Genomic DNA, 14,941 nt, shown 5'->3' on the forward strand with positions numbered 1-14,941 from the left:
TCAGCCCAGCGCCTTGACCACTTCGGGCGGTGCCTGCACCAGCTCGATCAGCACCCCCTCGCCGGCGATGGGAAACTCGTCACTGGCCTTGGGGTGGAGAAAACAGATGTCGTAACCAGCGGCCCCCTTGCGGATGCCGCCCGGCGCCATGCGCACGCCCTGCGCGGTGAGCCACTCCACGGCCTTGGGCAGGTCGTCGATCCACAGGCCCACGTGGTTGAGCGGCGTGGTGTGAACAGCAGGCTTCTTCTCGGGGTCGAGCGGCTGCATCAGGTCCACCTCCACCCGGTGCGGGCCTTGGCCGATGGCGCAGATGTCCTCGTCCACGTTCTCACGCTCGCTCTTGAAGGTGCCGGTCACCTCCAGGCCTAGCATCTCCACCCACAACTTCTGCAGGCGGGACTTGTCCGGGCCACCGATGGCAATCTGCTGGATGCCCAGCACCTTGAAAGGCCTTTGACTCATTTCTCGAACTCCACGATGGGCTGGTCCACCACCAGGCTGTCGCCCTTGTTGGCCAGGACCTTGGCCACCACGCCGTCGGCGGCAGCAAAAAGGATGTTTTCCATTTTCATGGCCTCGATCACGGCCACGCGCTCACCGGCCTGCACTTTCTGGCCCGGCTGCACCGCCACCTCCACCAACAGGCCCGGCATGGGCGAGAGCACGTACTGGCTCATGTCGGGCGGCGCTTTGAAGGGCATGAGTTTGTGCAGCTCGGCCATGCGTGGCGACACCACCATGGTCTCCAGCTTGGTGCCGTTGTGCTGCACCACCAGGGCCAGCGGGTTCTTGGCCGAGCCGCGCTCCATCTGGGCGGTGAACGGCTGACCATTGCATTCGCCGGTGATGACGATGTCGTTCAGGCGCGACGACGAAGTGATCTTGTAGCGTTTGCCGTTGACCACCACCGCGGCATAGCCCGTCTCGCCGGTGAATTCGTCCACATGCACCGGGGTGTAGCGGTGCTGACCGTCGGGGGACAGGCTGATCACCGTGAAATCGCTGCCCACCTTCACGCCATAGCCGGGCAACTGGCCGCTCAGGCCGGTGGCACGCTCGCGGCTCTTGCGCCGCACGAAAGCGGCCAGGGCCACGAGGAAGTCCGGGTCCTCGTGCGGCACATCCTCGGCGCGAAAGCCGCCGGCGTAGTGCTGCGCGATGAAACCGGTGTTGAAGTTGCCGGAAACGAAATCCGGATGCGCCAGCAGCGCGGCCTGAAACGGGATGTTGCTGCTGATGCCGCGAATGACGAAGCCGTTGAGGGCCTCGCGCATCTTGGCGATCGCATCGTTGCGGTCCTTGCCATGCACGATGAGCTTGGCGATCATCGAGTCGTAGTACATCGGGATCTCGCCGCCTTCGAACACACCGGTGTCCACGCGCACGCCGTACTTGTGACCGGTGTCGGCCTGCCACATGGTTTCTCTCGGGGGCGTGAACCGCACCAGACGGCCCGTGGACGGCAGGAAGTTTCGGAACGGGTCTTCGGCATTGATGCGGCACTCGATGGCCCAGCCGTCACGCTTGACGTCGGCTTGCGTGAGCGGCAGCTTTTCGCCGGCGGCCACGCGGATCATCAGTTCCACCAGATCCAGCCCGGTGATGCACTCGGTCACCGGATGCTCCACCTGCAGGCGGGTGTTCATTTCCAGGAAGTAGAAGTCCTGGTTCTTGCCGACCACGAATTCCACCGTGCCCGCGCTCTGGTACTGCACGGCCTTGGCCAGGGCCACGGCCTGCTCGCCCATGGCCTTGCGGGTGGCCTCGGTGATGAAGGGCGACGGCGCTTCCTCGATGACCTTCTGGTGCCGGCGCTGGATGGAGCACTCGCGCTCGTTGAGGTAGATGACGTTGCCGTGGCTGTCGCCGAGGATCTGGATCTCGATGTGACGCGGCTGCTCGACGAACTTCTCGATGAAGATGCGGTCGTCGCCGAAGCTGTTGCGGGCCTCGTTCTGGCAGGCGGTGAAGCCTTCGAGGGCCTCCTTGTCGTTGTAGGCCACGCGCAGACCCTTGCCGCCACCGCCGGCGCTGGCCTTGATCATCACCGGATAGCCGATGCCCTTGGCGATCTCCACCGCCTTCTCAGCGGAAGGGATCGGGTCGTTGTAGCCGGGAATGGTGTTGACCCCGGCCTCATTGGCCAGCTTCTTGGAGGCGATCTTGTCGCCCATGGCGGCAATCGAGTGCGCCTTGGGGCCGATGAAGACCAGACCCTCGTCCTCGCAGCGCTTGGCGAAATCCTCGTTTTCACTCAGGAAGCCATAGCCGGGGTGGATGGCTTCTGCGCCGGTCTGCTTGGCGGCGGCGATGATCTTGTCGGCCACCAGGTAAGACTCGCGCGACGGCGCCGGGCCCAGCAGCACGGCCTCGTCGGCCAGGCGCACGTGGCGGGCTTCTTTGTCGGCCTCGGAATACACCGCCACGGTGGCAATGCCCATTTTCTTGGCGGTGGCCATGACGCGGCAGGCGATCTCACCTCGGTTGGCAATCAGGATTTTCTTGAACATGTGCGGACTCCTCGGGCGCGGATTACAGGGGGATGTTGCCGTGCTTGCGCCACGGGTTTTCGATCTTCTTGTCCTTGAGCATCACCAGCGAGCGGCAGATGCGCTTGCGGGTGTTGTGCGGCATGATCACGTCGTCGATGTAGCCCCGGTTGGCGGCCACGAACGGGTTGGCGAAACGGGCCTTGTACTCGGCCTCGCGGGCAGCCAGCTTTTGCGGGTCGTTCTTGTCTTCGCGGAAGATGATTTCCACCGCGCCCTTGGCGCCCATCACCGCGATCTCGGCATTGGGCCAGGCGAAGTTCACATCGCCGCGCAGGTGCTTGGAGGCCATCACGTCATAAGCCCCGCCATAGGCCTTGCGGGTGATGACGGTGATCTTCGGCACGGTGCACTCGGCGTAGGCGTAAAGCAGCTTGGCGCCGTGCTTGATGATGCCGCCATACTCCTGACTGGTGCCGGGCATGAAACCGGGAACGTCCACGAAGGTGATGACCGGAATGTTGAAGGCATCACAGAAGCGCACGAAGCGCGCCGCCTTGATGCTCGACTTGATATCCAGACAGCCCGCCAGTACGAGCGGCTGGTTGGCCACGATGCCCACGGTCTGTCCGTCCATGCGGGCGAAACCGACGATGATGTTCTTGGCGTAATCGGGCTGGATCTCGAAGAAGTCGCCGTCATCGACCGTCTTGAGGATCAGCTCCTTCATGTCATACGGCTTGTTCGGGTTGTCCGGCACCAGGGTGTCCAGGCTCATTTCGACGCGGTCGATCGGGTCGCCGCTGGGGCGAACCGGCGCTTTTTCACGGTTGTTGAGCGGCAGGTAGTTGTAGAGCCGGCGCAGCATCAGCAGCGCTTCCACGTCATTCTCAAAAGCCCCGTCGGCCACGCCGCTCTTGGTGTTGTGGGTGATGGCGCCGCCCAGTTCCTCGGCGGTGACTTCCTCGTGCGTCACGGTTTTCACCACCTCGGGGCCGGTCACGAACATGTAGGAGCTGTCCTTGACCATGAAGATGAAGTCGGTCATCGCCGGCGAATACACCGCGCCGCCGGCGCACGGCCCCATGATCAGGCTGATCTGCGGAATCACGCCACTGGCCAGCACGTTGCGCTGGAACACCTCGGCATAGCCGCCCAATGAAGCCACGCCTTCCTGAATGCGCGCGCCACCCGAGTCGTTGAGGCCGATCACCGGAGCGCCCACTTTCATCGCCTGGTCCATGATCTTGCAGATTTTTTCGGCGTGCGCTTCGGACAGGGCACCACCGAAGACCGTGAAGTCCTGGCTGAAGACGAACACCAGGCGCCCGTTGATCATGCCGTAGCCGGTAACCACGCCATCGCCGGGGATTTTGTTGTCGGCCATGCCGAAGTCGGTACAGCGGTGCTCGACGAACATGTCCCATTCTTCGAAGGTGCCCTCGTCGAGCAGGATTTCGATGCGCTCACGAGCGGTGAGTTTGCCTTTGGCGTGCTGGGCGTCGATGCGCTTTTGACCGCCGCCGAGTCGGGCGGCAGCGCGCTTTCGTTCGAGTTGTTCGAGGATTTCGTGCATGGAACTCTCCGGTGTTAAACGTGGCGAAGGTGGTAGCGGTAAAGAAAGGCAGCGGTGGCGCGGGCACTGATGCCGTCGCGCCCCCAGAGCTTGCGGTTGTCGGACAGATGACGCAACCAGGCCAGCCGCTTGATGGCCGCGCCAAGCGCGCGCTGAACCTCGGGGGTTTCCTGGCCGAGCCAGGCGTCCAGTTGTGCATCGACCCATGACGGGGGCGCATCGAGCGCCCAGAGGGAAGATTGCAGGAAGATGAGCCAATCCCGCGCCTGGGCGTCGGGCAGGGACATCACCTCCAAGGGATCGTCCTCGAAGTCGATGGCGCCGATTTCGTGCGGGAGCACCATGATGTTGCGGGCGAAACACTGGCTCAGATACTGTCCTGCCCGATGGACCTCCAGCAGATAATGCGCACAGCGTTGCCAGGCGACCCGGGCCGCTTCGCCGCCTTGGTCGATCAGGCGGATCAGGTTGTTCTGGCCCAGGTCCTCCATGACGATGAAGTCCTCGGCCACATGCCACAGCCGTGGCACCCGCACACCGGCGGCCGAGAGGTCTTGGAGCCGGCGCACTTCCACCTTCTGTGCAAGTGCCCCCCCATGCACCGGCACCGCCTTGAGACAAGCGACTCCGGCCAGCGTAGCGATGCCGTTGAGCAGGCGGTGCGCCCATGGCCCCCTGAGTGGGCGCTGCCCCTTGACCACGACCCGCCCTTCGGGCAGCTCGAAATGTTCCACCCGGTTGCGTCGCCAGCCTTGTGAGGCTTTGATGATCTCCAGCGAACGCGCACTCAGCACGAGGGCTCCTTCGTTTGCAGAAAAACGGCCAGCAATTCGCGTGCGGCGGCAGAGGCCACCCGCCGCCCCTGCAACACCTCGTCGGACAGGCCAGGCAACAGACGGCGAACAGCGGCGTGCTGCCGGAATGCCTCCCGCAGACCGGCATCGATGCGTTCCCACATCCAGGCCCGAGCCTGCTGGTGCCGCTTGGCTTGCAGACGCCCGTTCGCCGTTTGCAGGCGGCGGAAATCGCTCACCAGCGCCCAGAAGCTGTCCACCCCCTGCCCATGCAGCGCGCTGATCTGGATCACCTGCGGGTGCCAAATGGCAAGGCCCCCACGCTCTCCCACTGCGTGCGGGTCGCTGCCCCCCGAGGGGGCTGGTTCGCCCTTGGGGCGGCCCAGCGGGCGAACCGTTTCTGCTGGAGGCGCGATGGGCATGCGCTCGGGGTTGCCGTGCAAGCCCAGCAGACGCAGAGACGATGTGATCTGCGCCCGCGCGCGGGTGGCGGCATCCGGGTCGATGTCGGCCTTGTTGATGACCACCAGGTCGGCCAGCTCCATCACGCCTTTCTTGATGGCTTGCAGATCGTCGCCGGCGTTGGGCAGTTGCAGCAGGCAAAACATATCGGTCATGTTGGCCACGGCGGTTTCGCTCTGGCCCACGCCCACCGTCTCGACGATGACCACGTCGTACCCGGCGGCCTCGCACACCAGCATGGCTTCACGGGTTTTCTCGGCCACACCGCCCAGGGTGCCGCTGCTGGGGCTGGGGCGGATGTAGGCACGCTCATGCACCGACAGGTGTTCCATGCGCGTTTTGTCGCCCAGGATGGAGCCGCCCGACACGCTGCTGGACGGGTCCACCGCCAGCACGGCCACGCGGTGGCCCAGCCCGATGAGGTACAGGCCCAGCGCCTCGATGAACGTGCTCTTGCCCACGCCCGGCACGCCGCTGATGCCCAGCCGCAACGCCTGGCCGGTGTGCGGCAGCAGCGCGGTGAGCAGTTCGTCCGCCTGGGCGCGGTGATCGGCCCGGGTGGATTCCAGCAGCGTGATGGCCTTGGCCATCGCCCGGCGCTGCACGGCGCCCTGCCCCCGGACGATGCCATCGAAAAGCTCGGCAGGGCTCAAGCGACCGCCTTTTTGATCTGCTCCAGCACGTCCTTGGCGCTGGCGGGAATGGGGGTCCCGGGACCATAGATGCCCTTGACGCCCGCTTCATAGAGGAATTCGTAGTCCTGGCGCGGAATCACCCCGCCCACGAAGACAATGATGTCGTCGGCACCCTGCTTCTTGAGTTCTTCGATGATGGCAGGCACCAGCGTCTTGTGGCCTGCGGCCAGGGTGGACACACCCACGGCATGCACGTCGTTCTCGATGGCCTGGCGCGCGCACTCTTCGGGCGTCTGGAACAGCGGGCCCATGTCCACGTCGAAGCCCAGGTCGGCGAAGGCGGTGGCCACCACCTTGGCACCCCGATCGTGGCCGTCCTGCCCCAGCTTGGCGATCATCACGCGCGGTCGGCGGCCTTGGCTCTCGGCAAAGGCCGCGATCTCCTCCTTGAGTTTTTCCCAGCCTTCGGCCGAATCGTAGGCAGCAGCGTACACCCCGGTCACCTTTTGTGTGTCGGCGCGGTGGCGCCCAAAAACCTTCTCCAGTGCGTCGGACACCTCGCCCACCGTGGCCCGCAGGCGGATGGCGCGGATGGACAGGTCCAAGAGATTACCACTGCCGCTTTCGGCGGCGGCGGTCAGTGCCTCCAGCGCCGCCTGCACGGCCGCATGGTCGCGCTTGGCCTTGACCTCCTTCAAGCGCGCAATCTGCTGCTCACGCACCTTGTGGTTGTCCACCTCCAGGATTTCGATCGGGTCTTCCTTGGCCAGCTTGTACTTGTTGACGCCCACGATCACGTCCTTGCCGGAGTCGATGCGCGCCTGCTTCTCGGCGGCGGCGGCTTCGATCTTCAGCTTGGCCCAGCCGCTGTCCACGGCCTTGGTCATGCCGCCCATGGCGTCTACTTCTTCGATGATCTTCCAGGCTTCGTCGGCCATCTGCTGGGTCAGCGTCTCCATCATGTAGCTGCCCGCCCAAGGGTCCACCACCTTGGTGATGTGCGTTTCTTCCTGGATGATGAGCTGTGTGTTGCGCGCGATGCGGGCGCTGAACTCGGTGGGCAACGCAATGGCTTCGTCGAAGCTGTTGGTGTGCAGGCTCTGCGTGCCGCCAAAGACGGCCGCCATGGCCTCGATGGTGGTGCGCACGATGTTGTTGTACGGGTCCTGCTCCGTCAGGCTCCAGCCACTGGTCTGGCTGTGCGTGCGCAGCATCAGACTCTTGGGGTTCTTGGCGTTGAAGCCCTTCATGATGCGGCACCACAGCAGGCGCGCCGCCCGCATCTTGGCGATTTCCAGGTAGAAGTTCATGCCGACCGCCCAGAAAAAACTCAGGCGCCCGGCAAAGTCGTCCACGTCCATGCCCTTGGCAATGGCGGTCTTCACGTATTCCTTGCCATCGGCCAGGGTGAAGGCCATCTCCAGCGCCTGGTTGGCCCCGGCTTCCTGCATGTGGTAGCCGCTGATGCTGATGGAGTTGAACTTCGGCATGTGCTTCGAGGTGTACTCGATGATGTCGCCGATGATGCGCATCGAAGGCTCGGGCGGGTAGATGTAGGTGTTGCGGACCATGAACTCCTTGAGGATGTCGTTCTGGATGGTGCCGCTGAGCTGGTCCTGGCGCACGCCCTGTTCCTCCGCCGCCACCACATAGCCCGCCAGCACGGGCAGCACGGCGCCGTTCATGGTCATGGACACGCTCACCTTGTCCAGCGGAATGCCGTCGAACAGGATCTTCATGTCCTCCACGCTGTCGATGGCCACGCCGGCCTTGCCCACGTCACCAAACACGCGGGGATGGTCGCTGTCGTAACCCCGGTGGGTGGCCAGATCGAACGCCACACTCACCCCCTGCGCACCCGCGGCGAGTGCCTTGCGGTAGAAGGCATTGGATTCTTCAGCCGTGGAAAAGCCGGCGTACTGGCGGATGGTCCAGGGCCGCACCGTGTACATCGTGGCCTGCGGGCCGCGGATAAAGGGCTCGAAACCCGGCAGCGTGTCGGTATAGGGCAGATCTTTGATGTCTTGCGCGGTGTACAAGGGCTTGACCACGATGCCGTCGGGCGTGACCCAGTTGAGGCTCTCCAACGGGCGGTCTTTGAGCGACTTGGCAGCGGCCTTTTCCCAGTCGGACAGGGTGGCGGGCTTGAACTCGGACGTCATGTGGGGCACCTGTGCATGTGATCTTGAATGGAGCGCATTCTACATCATTCATAATTATTGATGCAAAATGCAGATTGAGGTAACATCGCACCCCATCCGCTCGATTGTCGATCCTTTCACCATGTCCCTGACCCCACGCGCCCTGTATGAAGAAGTGGCCGAACTGTTGCGGCAACGCATCTTCAACCGGGAGCTGCCGCCCGGGAGCTGGATCGACGAGCTCAAGATCGCCGAGGAACTGGGCATCAGCCGCACCCCATTGCGCGAAGCGCTGAAGGTGCTGGCCGCCGAAGGGCTGGTGACCATGAAGGTGCGTCGCGGCGCCTACGTGACCGAAGTATCCGAACAAGACTTGCGTGAGGTTTACGAACTGCTGTCGCTGCTGGAATCCGATGCCGCCGGGGCCGTCTGCGAGCGCGCCACAGACGACGATCTGCGCGAACTCCAGGCCCTGCATCAGGAACTGGAGCGCTCAGCCGATCCGGCCACAGGCTCGCGCGAGCGGTTCTTCGCCCTGAACGAAGCGTTTCATCTGCGCTTGCTCGACTTGGCCGGCAACCGCTGGCGTAAACAGATGGTCGCCGACCTGCGCAAGGTCATGAAGCTCAACCGGCACAGCTCGCTGCTCAAGGCGGGGCGCATCGAAGAGTCGCTGAAAGAACACCGCGCGATCCTCGCGGCCGTGACGGCCCGCCAAGCGGGCAAAGCCCGCGCTGCGGTGAAAACCCACTTTGCCAACGGGCTGGAAGCGGCCGCCTGAACCGGGGATTCCCCGGGTTTCTGGCGGCTGGCCCCTGTGCCTACAATGGGCCATTCGCACCGGGCGGCACCGGGCGGAAACGTCCCCCTGAAACCACCGACCCCGATTGTGGCCGATACAACGCCATCCCCACTCGACCGGCACACCCTGCTCGAATACCAGGCGATTCTCGAAAACGCCTCGGTGGGCATCGTGTTCACACGCCATCAGCATGTGTTGCATTGCAACCGCCGCTGCTCGGAGATCTTTGGCTGGCCCCATGGTGAATTGGTCGGACAACACGGCTCGGTGTTTTACACCTCCCCCGAGGAATACGCCCGCGTCGGGCGGGAGGCTTCCCCCCTCCTTGCCCAAGGGCAACTGTTCGATCAGGAAATGCCCATGCGGCGCAAGGATGGCGGCGTCGTGTACTGCCACATCCGTGCCAAGGCCATCGATCCAGCGAACACCGCAGAAGGCACCATTTGGATTGTTGAAGACGTCGGCGAGCGTCATCGAGCCGAGGCCCAGATTCAGGACTTGCTGCTGAAGCAGCAGGCGATCCTGGAGAACGCCTCCATCGGGATTGCCTTCACCCACAATGGCGTCATCGTGCACTGCAACCCCCGCATGGAGGCGATCTTCGGTTGGCCACCTGGGGGGTTGATAGGACGTCGGAGCGAGGTATTCTTCCGGAACACGGAGGATTATCAGGCCTTCGGCCGCCAGGTCGGACCTCTGTTGGCACGAGGCGAACTGGTGGATATCGAGTGGCTCAATGTCAAGCAAGATGGCACTGCCCTCTGGAGTCGCCACCTCGCCAAAGCCATACCCAACCTTGACGAAGGTCTGGGCGCCATCTGGATCAGCGAAGACATCACCAAACGGAAGGCCATCGAGGAAGCGCTCCATGAAGCCCAGCGCCAGTTGGAGCAGCGCGTGCTGGAGCGCACCGCGGAGCTGGAAAAAGCCCACCAGCAACTCGATGCCATGATCCAGTGTGCCCCGCTGGCCATTTACACGCGCGATCCCCAAAGTGTCATCACCAGCTGGAACCCGGCGGCCGAACAGATGTTTGGCTGGTCTGCCGAAGAGGTCGTCGGCCGGCAAATACCCTCCGTCCCGAGCGACCAGCTGGAGGAGCACGAGGCGCTGGTGCGCCGCGTGCTGGCGGGTGAAACCTTGATGCAGATCGAGGTGGTGCGCCTACGCCGCGATGGCAAACGCATCTACCTCAACATGACTGTCGCTCCCATGCGCGACAGCGCCGGCTGCATCACCGGCTACCTCACCATCGCCGCCGACATCAGCGAGCGCAAGGAGGCCGAGCAGCGCATCGAATTCCTGGCCTACCACGACGTGCTCACCGGCCTGCCCAACCGGCTGCTGTTGCGCGACCGGGTGGACCAGGCCATGGCCCATGCGGAGCGCCACCGCAAACATATGGCGCTGCTCTTCATGGACCTCGACAACTTCAAGCAGATCAACGACACGCTGGGCCATGACAGCGGCGACCAGCTCCTCAGAGAGGTGACGCAACGCATCCGGCACTGTATCCGCGACACCGACACCGTCAGCCGCCAAGGCGGCGATGAGTTCGTCATCCTGCTGCCGGATCTCACCGATGCTCAAGCCGCCGTCCCCGTGCTCGACAAACTGATGGAACAGATGCAGCGCCCCTTCGTGCTGGACGGCAACGAACTGAGCACATCGATGTCGGTGGGCGTGGCGGTGTACCCGGAAGATGGCCGAACGTTCGATGCCCTTCTGAAAAAAGCGGACATGGCCATGTATCAAGCCAAGGAAAACGGCCGCGCGACCTACCATTTTTTCAACGACGCCATGAGCCACCGCGCCAGCGAACACCTGGCCCTGCGCAACGGCCTGCGGCGGGCGCTCGACCATGGCGAGCTGGAACTGTATTACCAGCCTCAAGTGGATCTGGCCAGTGGCTGCATCACCGGCGCCGAAGCCCTGCTGCGCTGGAACGCCCCCGGTGACGGCCTGATCATGCCAGGGCGGTTCATTCCCGTGGCCGAAGAAAGCGGACTCATCGTGCCCATCGGCGAATGGGTCATCATGGAAGCCTGTCGGCAGGCCAGTGCCTGGCGCCGGGCGGGGCTGCCCGAACTGTGCGTGGCCATCAACCTGTCGGCCGTACAGTTCCGCCGCGGCAATGTGGAACAGACCGTGCTCCGGGCCCTGGAGTCGACCGGTCTGCCCCCGCATTGCCTGGAACTGGAGCTGACCGAATCCATCATGATCCAGAGCCTCGAACAGGTGCTCGCCACGGTCCGCCGGCTCAAACTGCTCGGCGTGAAGCTGTCGATCGACGATTTCGGCACCGGCTACTCCAGCCTCTCCTACCTCAAGCGGTTCGACGTGGACAAGCTCAAGATCGACCAGTCCTTCGTGCGCGATCTGGCCACCGACCCCGACGACGCGGCCATCGTTCGTGCCATCGTCCAGATGGCCCGGAGTCTGAACCTGAAAACCATTGCCGAGGGAGTGGAAACCGAAGACATGCGGCACATGCTCCGGGTGTTCCAGTGCGATGAGGCACAGGGCTACTTGTTCGCCCACCCGATGGGGGCTGAAGCGTTCGCCCGATTCTTGAGCGAACGCTCGGGCGTCTGAGCCTCAGGCTGCCGCTCCTGCGCCCGTGCTGCGCGGGCCATGGCCCACACCTCCCGCGGGGGCAAGGGTTTGAGCCGATGGTTGCTCCAAACCTGACGCCACCCTCGCGCCCCGCGTTGGCCGTGATAGAGGCCCAGCATGTGGCGCGCGATCGCATACCAGGGGGTACCGTCCTCACGCGCCTCGCGCTCCATGTAGGCCACCATCGCCTCTTCCACCGCCTCGCGCGTCACGGCTTGGGCAGGCTCACCGTAAAAGTCTTCATCCCAGGTCGACATGAGCCAGGGGTGGTGGTAGGCTTCGCGCCCCAACATGGCCCCATCGACCTCGCGCAGATGCGCCTCGATCGCTTCGTTCGTCTGGATACCCCCATTGATCACGATCGTCAGGTGAGGAAAATCCCGCTTCAGGCGATAGACGTGCTCATAACGCAGCGGCGGCACCTCGCGGTTCTCCTTGGGACTGAGGCCCTGCAACCAGGCATTGCGCGCGTGTACGATGAACACTTCGCAGCCCGCCTCGCTGACCAGCCCCACGAAATCGCGCACGAAATCGTAGCTCTCCACCCGGTCGATGCCGATGCGATGCTTGACCGTGACGGGAATCCGCACCGCATCCCGCATGGCCTTGACGCCATCGGCCACCAGGCCAGGCGCCGCCATCAGACAGGCACCGAAAGCCCCCCGCTGCACCCGCTCGCTGGGGCAACCGCAATTCAGGTTGATCTCATCGTAGCCCCAGGCCTCGCCGAGGCGCGCCGCGATCGCCAGCTCGCGCGGCTCGCTGCCACCCAGTTGGAGCGCCACCGGGTGTTCCTGCGCATCCAGGCGCAGGTGGCGGCGCACCGATCCGTGCATCAGCGCCCCCGTGGTCACCATCTCGGTATAGAGCCGGGTGCGACGGGTCAACAAGCGGTGGAAATAGCGGCAGTGCTTGTCCGTCCACTCGAGCATCGGCGCCACGGACAGGCGCCAACCCGCCTCTTGCATGGGTACTCTGATGCAAAAGACCATCAAGCCAGCCTGAAAGCAGCCACAGACTGCACCAGTTCCTGGGCCTGGCTGCGCAAACTGTTGGCGGCAGCCGCCATCTCTTCGACCAAGGCGGCGTTTTGTTGCGTGGCCTGATCCATCTGCACCACCGCTTCTTCGACTTGGCCGACGCCGCTGCTTTGCTCCAAGCTGGCGGCACTGATCTCGCCCACGATGTCGGTCACACGCCGAATGCTGTCGACCACCTCTTGCATGGTCTGCCCTGCACGGTTCACCAAGGCCGAACCCTGCTCGACACGCTCGACGCTGACTTGAATCAGGGCTTTGATTTCCTTGGCAGCCTCTGCGCTGCGCCCGGCCAAGCTGCGCACTTCGCCGGCCACCACGGCAAATCCGCGCCCTTGTTCACCGGCGCGCGCCGCTTCCACAGCGGCGTTGAGGGCCAGGATATTGGTCTGGAAAGCGATACCGTCGATCATGTTGATGATGTCTGCGATTTTGCGGCTGCTCTCGGAGATGCCCGACATCGTGTGTACCACTTGGCTCACCACTTCGCCTCCCTGCACAGCCACGCTGGAGGCGCTCTGGGCCAGTTGGTTGGCTTGTTGCGCGTTGTCTGAATTTTGCTTCACCGTCGAAGACAGCTCCTCCATCGAAGACGCTGTTTCCTCCAGGGCGCTGGCCTGGCTTTCGGTTCGGGAACTCAAATCCTGATTGCCCTGCGCAATCTGGGCACTGGCCGAGGCCACAGCCTCGGCGCCTTGCCGCACCTGACCCACCAGGCGCACCAACGAACGTTGCATGTCACTCAATGCCCGCAGCAATTGGCCGATCTCATCGGTCGTCTTGGGATGAACGCTATGGGTCAGGTCTCCCCCCGCCACGGCCTGGGCCAATTCCACCGCCTCTTTCATCGGCACGGTGATGGAGCGCACAATCCAGAAGCCCAACAGCAAAGCAAGCACCACGGCAGCACCCACCGCCACCCACACGGTCACCCGCAACTCGCGGACGTCGGCTACTGCCGTCTTTCCTGTTTCCTGGGAAACCTGTTTTTGCAACTCGATCTGCCGATTCAGCGCATCGAGATACGCCAGTTGCACAGGCCGGATGCCATTGAGCAGGTGTTCGACAGCCTCCTCTCTTTGCCCACTGTCAAGCAGCGAAAAGTACCGGTCCACGCCTGCCCTGAATTGGGTGCCGCTCTGCACGATCGTGGCCATCAGCTGGCGCCCTTGGGGCGATACGATCATCTCCTCCATCCGTTGGAGGATTTGCGCCGAACGCTGCCGGGATGCCAAGATGTCGTCCCGCTCGCGCTGCACATCGGCCGGGTTCGGCATCAAGGCCATGTTGCGGATGGCTCGGGCCTGGCGATTTACCTCCAGGCGGAGTTCGTTCATGTCCTCAATGATCACCATCCGGTTGTCGACAATGTCCAGCAGCTCATCCTGAACCACCGCCGCCTTGAGCGTGCTTTGCAGGCCGATCAGCAAAATGACCAGCACCAGCACACCGAAAGCCAAGGTCAAACGTGTTGCAATGTTCAGATTGTTCAAATAAGTCATGGCACCCCCCGGTTCATTTGTCGCTGACGAATATCGTTCTCTGAGGCCTTGAACACCAAGCTCTGCTACCCAGACAACCCGCCAAAGCGGGTTGCCAGCAGCGTCAAGACAGCGCCAGATCAGCCCATGTGCAGGCCGCCGTTCACCGAGAAGTCGGCGCCGGTGGTGAAGCCGGCGTCCTCGCCGGCCAGCCACGCCACGATGGAGCCGATTTCCTCGGGACGACCCAAGCGCTTCACGGGAATCGTGGCCACGATCTTCTCCAGCACATCGGGACGGATGGCCCGCACCATGTCGGTGCCGATATAGCCGGGACTGACGGTGTTGACCGTCACCCCCTTGGCGGCCAGTTCCTGGGCCAGCGCCATGGTAAAGCCGTGCATACCGGCCTTGGCGGCGGAGTAGTTGGTCTGGCCGGCCTGGCCCTTCTCACCGTTCACCGAGGAAATCTGGATGATGCGGCCCCAACCGCGCTCCACCATGTCCGGCACCACCTGCTTGGTCACGTTGAACATGGAAGTCAGGTTGGTGTTGATCACGGCGTTCCAGTCGTCCAGTGTCATCTTCAGGAACATGCGGTCGCGCGTGATGCCGGCGTTGTTGACCAGCACATCGATGGGGCCGTGCTCTTCTTTGGCCTTGGCAAAAGCCTGAACGGTCGAATCCCAATCGGCCACGTTGCCCACGCTGGCGTAGAACGTATAACCCAGGGCTTTCTGTTCATCCAGCCATTTCTGGTAGTCCCGCGTCGGGCCACAGCCCGCGATGACCTTGAATCCAGCCTGGGCCAGGCGATGGCAGATGGCGGTACCGATACCGCCCATGCCGCCGGTGACGTAAGCAACTTTTTGACTCATGTTGTGCTCCTCTGGGTGTGATGAGTG

General features: G+C 63.5%; 11 protein-coding genes. 2 read left to right on the forward strand and 9 right to left on the reverse strand.

Features of this window, described 5'->3' with window-relative positions:
* The 6 genes from HZS63_RS06845 to scpA are packed head-to-tail and all read right to left on the reverse strand — an operon-like array spanning nucleotide 1 to nucleotide 8,121.
* Nucleotides 1–465 carry a VOC family protein gene (locus tag HZS63_RS06845; RefSeq protein WP_180683303.1) on the reverse strand — a complete coding sequence of 155 codons (465 nt, stop codon included), beginning with the start codon at nucleotides 463–465 and terminating at the stop codon, nucleotides 1–3.
* Nucleotides 462–2,513: an acetyl-CoA carboxylase biotin carboxylase subunit gene (accC, locus tag HZS63_RS06850; protein WP_180683304.1), complete on the reverse strand. Its 2,052-nt coding sequence runs from the start codon at nucleotides 2,511–2,513 to the stop codon at nucleotides 462–464. Before accC ends, HZS63_RS06845 begins: the two co-directional genes overlap by 4 nt.
* A gap of 22 nt (nucleotides 2,514–2,535) precedes the next feature.
* On the reverse strand, nucleotides 2,536–4,068 hold the full coding sequence (locus HZS63_RS06855; protein WP_180683305.1) for an acyl-CoA carboxylase subunit beta: 1,533 nt from the start codon (nucleotides 4,066–4,068) through the stop codon (nucleotides 2,536–2,538).
* Nucleotides 4,069–4,082: 14 nt separating this feature from the next.
* Nucleotides 4,083–4,862 carry a BUD32 family EKC/KEOPS complex subunit gene (locus tag HZS63_RS06860; RefSeq protein ID WP_180683306.1) on the reverse strand — a complete coding sequence of 260 codons (780 nt, stop codon included), beginning with the start codon at nucleotides 4,860–4,862 and terminating at the stop codon, nucleotides 4,083–4,085.
* Nucleotides 4,856–5,977, reverse strand: coding sequence for a methylmalonyl Co-A mutase-associated GTPase MeaB (gene meaB / locus HZS63_RS06865; protein ID WP_180683307.1), 1,122 nt, complete (start codon nucleotides 5,975–5,977; stop codon nucleotides 4,856–4,858). The genes HZS63_RS06860 and meaB overlap by 7 nt, the downstream gene beginning before the upstream one ends.
* Nucleotides 5,974–8,121, reverse strand: coding sequence for a methylmalonyl-CoA mutase (gene scpA / locus HZS63_RS06870; RefSeq protein WP_180683308.1), 2,148 nt, complete (start codon nucleotides 8,119–8,121; stop codon nucleotides 5,974–5,976). The genes meaB and scpA overlap by 4 nt, the downstream gene beginning before the upstream one ends.
* Before the next feature lie 121 nt (nucleotides 8,122–8,242).
* Between scpA and HZS63_RS06875 the strand changes: the two genes are divergently transcribed.
* Both HZS63_RS06875 and HZS63_RS06880 read left to right on the forward strand, forming a co-directional pair.
* Nucleotides 8,243–8,881, forward strand: coding sequence for a GntR family transcriptional regulator (locus tag HZS63_RS06875; RefSeq protein ID WP_180683309.1), 639 nt, complete (start codon nucleotides 8,243–8,245; stop codon nucleotides 8,879–8,881).
* Nucleotides 8,882–8,989: 108 nt separating this feature from the next.
* On the forward strand, nucleotides 8,990–11,497 hold the full coding sequence (locus HZS63_RS06880; protein WP_180683310.1) for an EAL domain-containing protein: 2,508 nt from the start codon (nucleotides 8,990–8,992) through the stop codon (nucleotides 11,495–11,497).
* Here HZS63_RS06880 and dusA read toward each other — a convergent pair.
* The 3 genes from dusA to phbB are packed head-to-tail and all read right to left on the reverse strand — an operon-like array spanning nucleotide 11,428 to nucleotide 14,914.
* Complete coding sequence (gene dusA / locus HZS63_RS06885) at nucleotides 11,428–12,486, reverse strand: tRNA dihydrouridine(20/20a) synthase DusA (protein WP_180683311.1); 1,059 nt, start codon at nucleotides 12,484–12,486, stop codon at nucleotides 11,428–11,430. The two genes, HZS63_RS06880 and dusA, sit on opposite strands and share 70 nt — an antisense overlap.
* 23 nt (nucleotides 12,487–12,509) lie before the next feature.
* A complete protein-coding gene (locus HZS63_RS06890; protein WP_343039961.1) occupies nucleotides 12,510–14,252 on the reverse strand; it encodes a methyl-accepting chemotaxis protein in 1,743 nt (580 codons plus the stop codon).
* The gene (phbB, locus tag HZS63_RS06895) at nucleotides 14,177–14,914 is read right to left on the reverse strand and encodes an acetoacetyl-CoA reductase (RefSeq protein WP_180683312.1); all 738 of its coding nucleotides are present in this window, start codon (nucleotides 14,912–14,914) and stop codon (nucleotides 14,177–14,179) included. The genes HZS63_RS06890 and phbB overlap by 76 nt, the downstream gene beginning before the upstream one ends.
* Nucleotides 14,915–14,941 lie beyond the last annotated feature (27 nt).

It is taken from the genome of Tepidicella baoligensis (assembly GCF_013432195.1).
Lineage (GTDB): Bacteria > Pseudomonadota > Gammaproteobacteria > Burkholderiales > Burkholderiaceae_C > Tepidicella > Tepidicella baoligensis.

Coding starts and splice junctions, on each gene's coding strand:
- HZS63_RS06875 (WP_180683309.1), top strand. CDS start 8,243: ATGTCCCTGACCCCACGCGCCCTGTATGAAGAAGTGGCCGAACTGTTG.
- HZS63_RS06845 (WP_180683303.1), bottom strand. CDS start 465: ATGAGTCAAAGGCCTTTCAAGGTGCTGGGCATCCAGCAGATTGCCATC.
- HZS63_RS06855 (WP_180683305.1), bottom strand. CDS start 4,068: ATGCACGAAATCCTCGAACAACTCGAACGAAAGCGCGCTGCCGCCCGA.
- phbB (WP_180683312.1), bottom strand. CDS start 14,914: ATGAGTCAAAAAGTTGCTTACGTCACCGGCGGCATGGGCGGTATCGGT.
- dusA (WP_180683311.1), bottom strand. CDS start 12,486: ATGCAAGAGGCGGGTTGGCGCCTGTCCGTGGCGCCGATGCTCGAGTGG.
- accC (WP_180683304.1), bottom strand. CDS start 2,513: ATGTTCAAGAAAATCCTGATTGCCAACCGAGGTGAGATCGCCTGCCGC.
- scpA (WP_180683308.1), bottom strand. CDS start 8,121: ATGACGTCCGAGTTCAAGCCCGCCACCCTGTCCGACTGGGAAAAGGCC.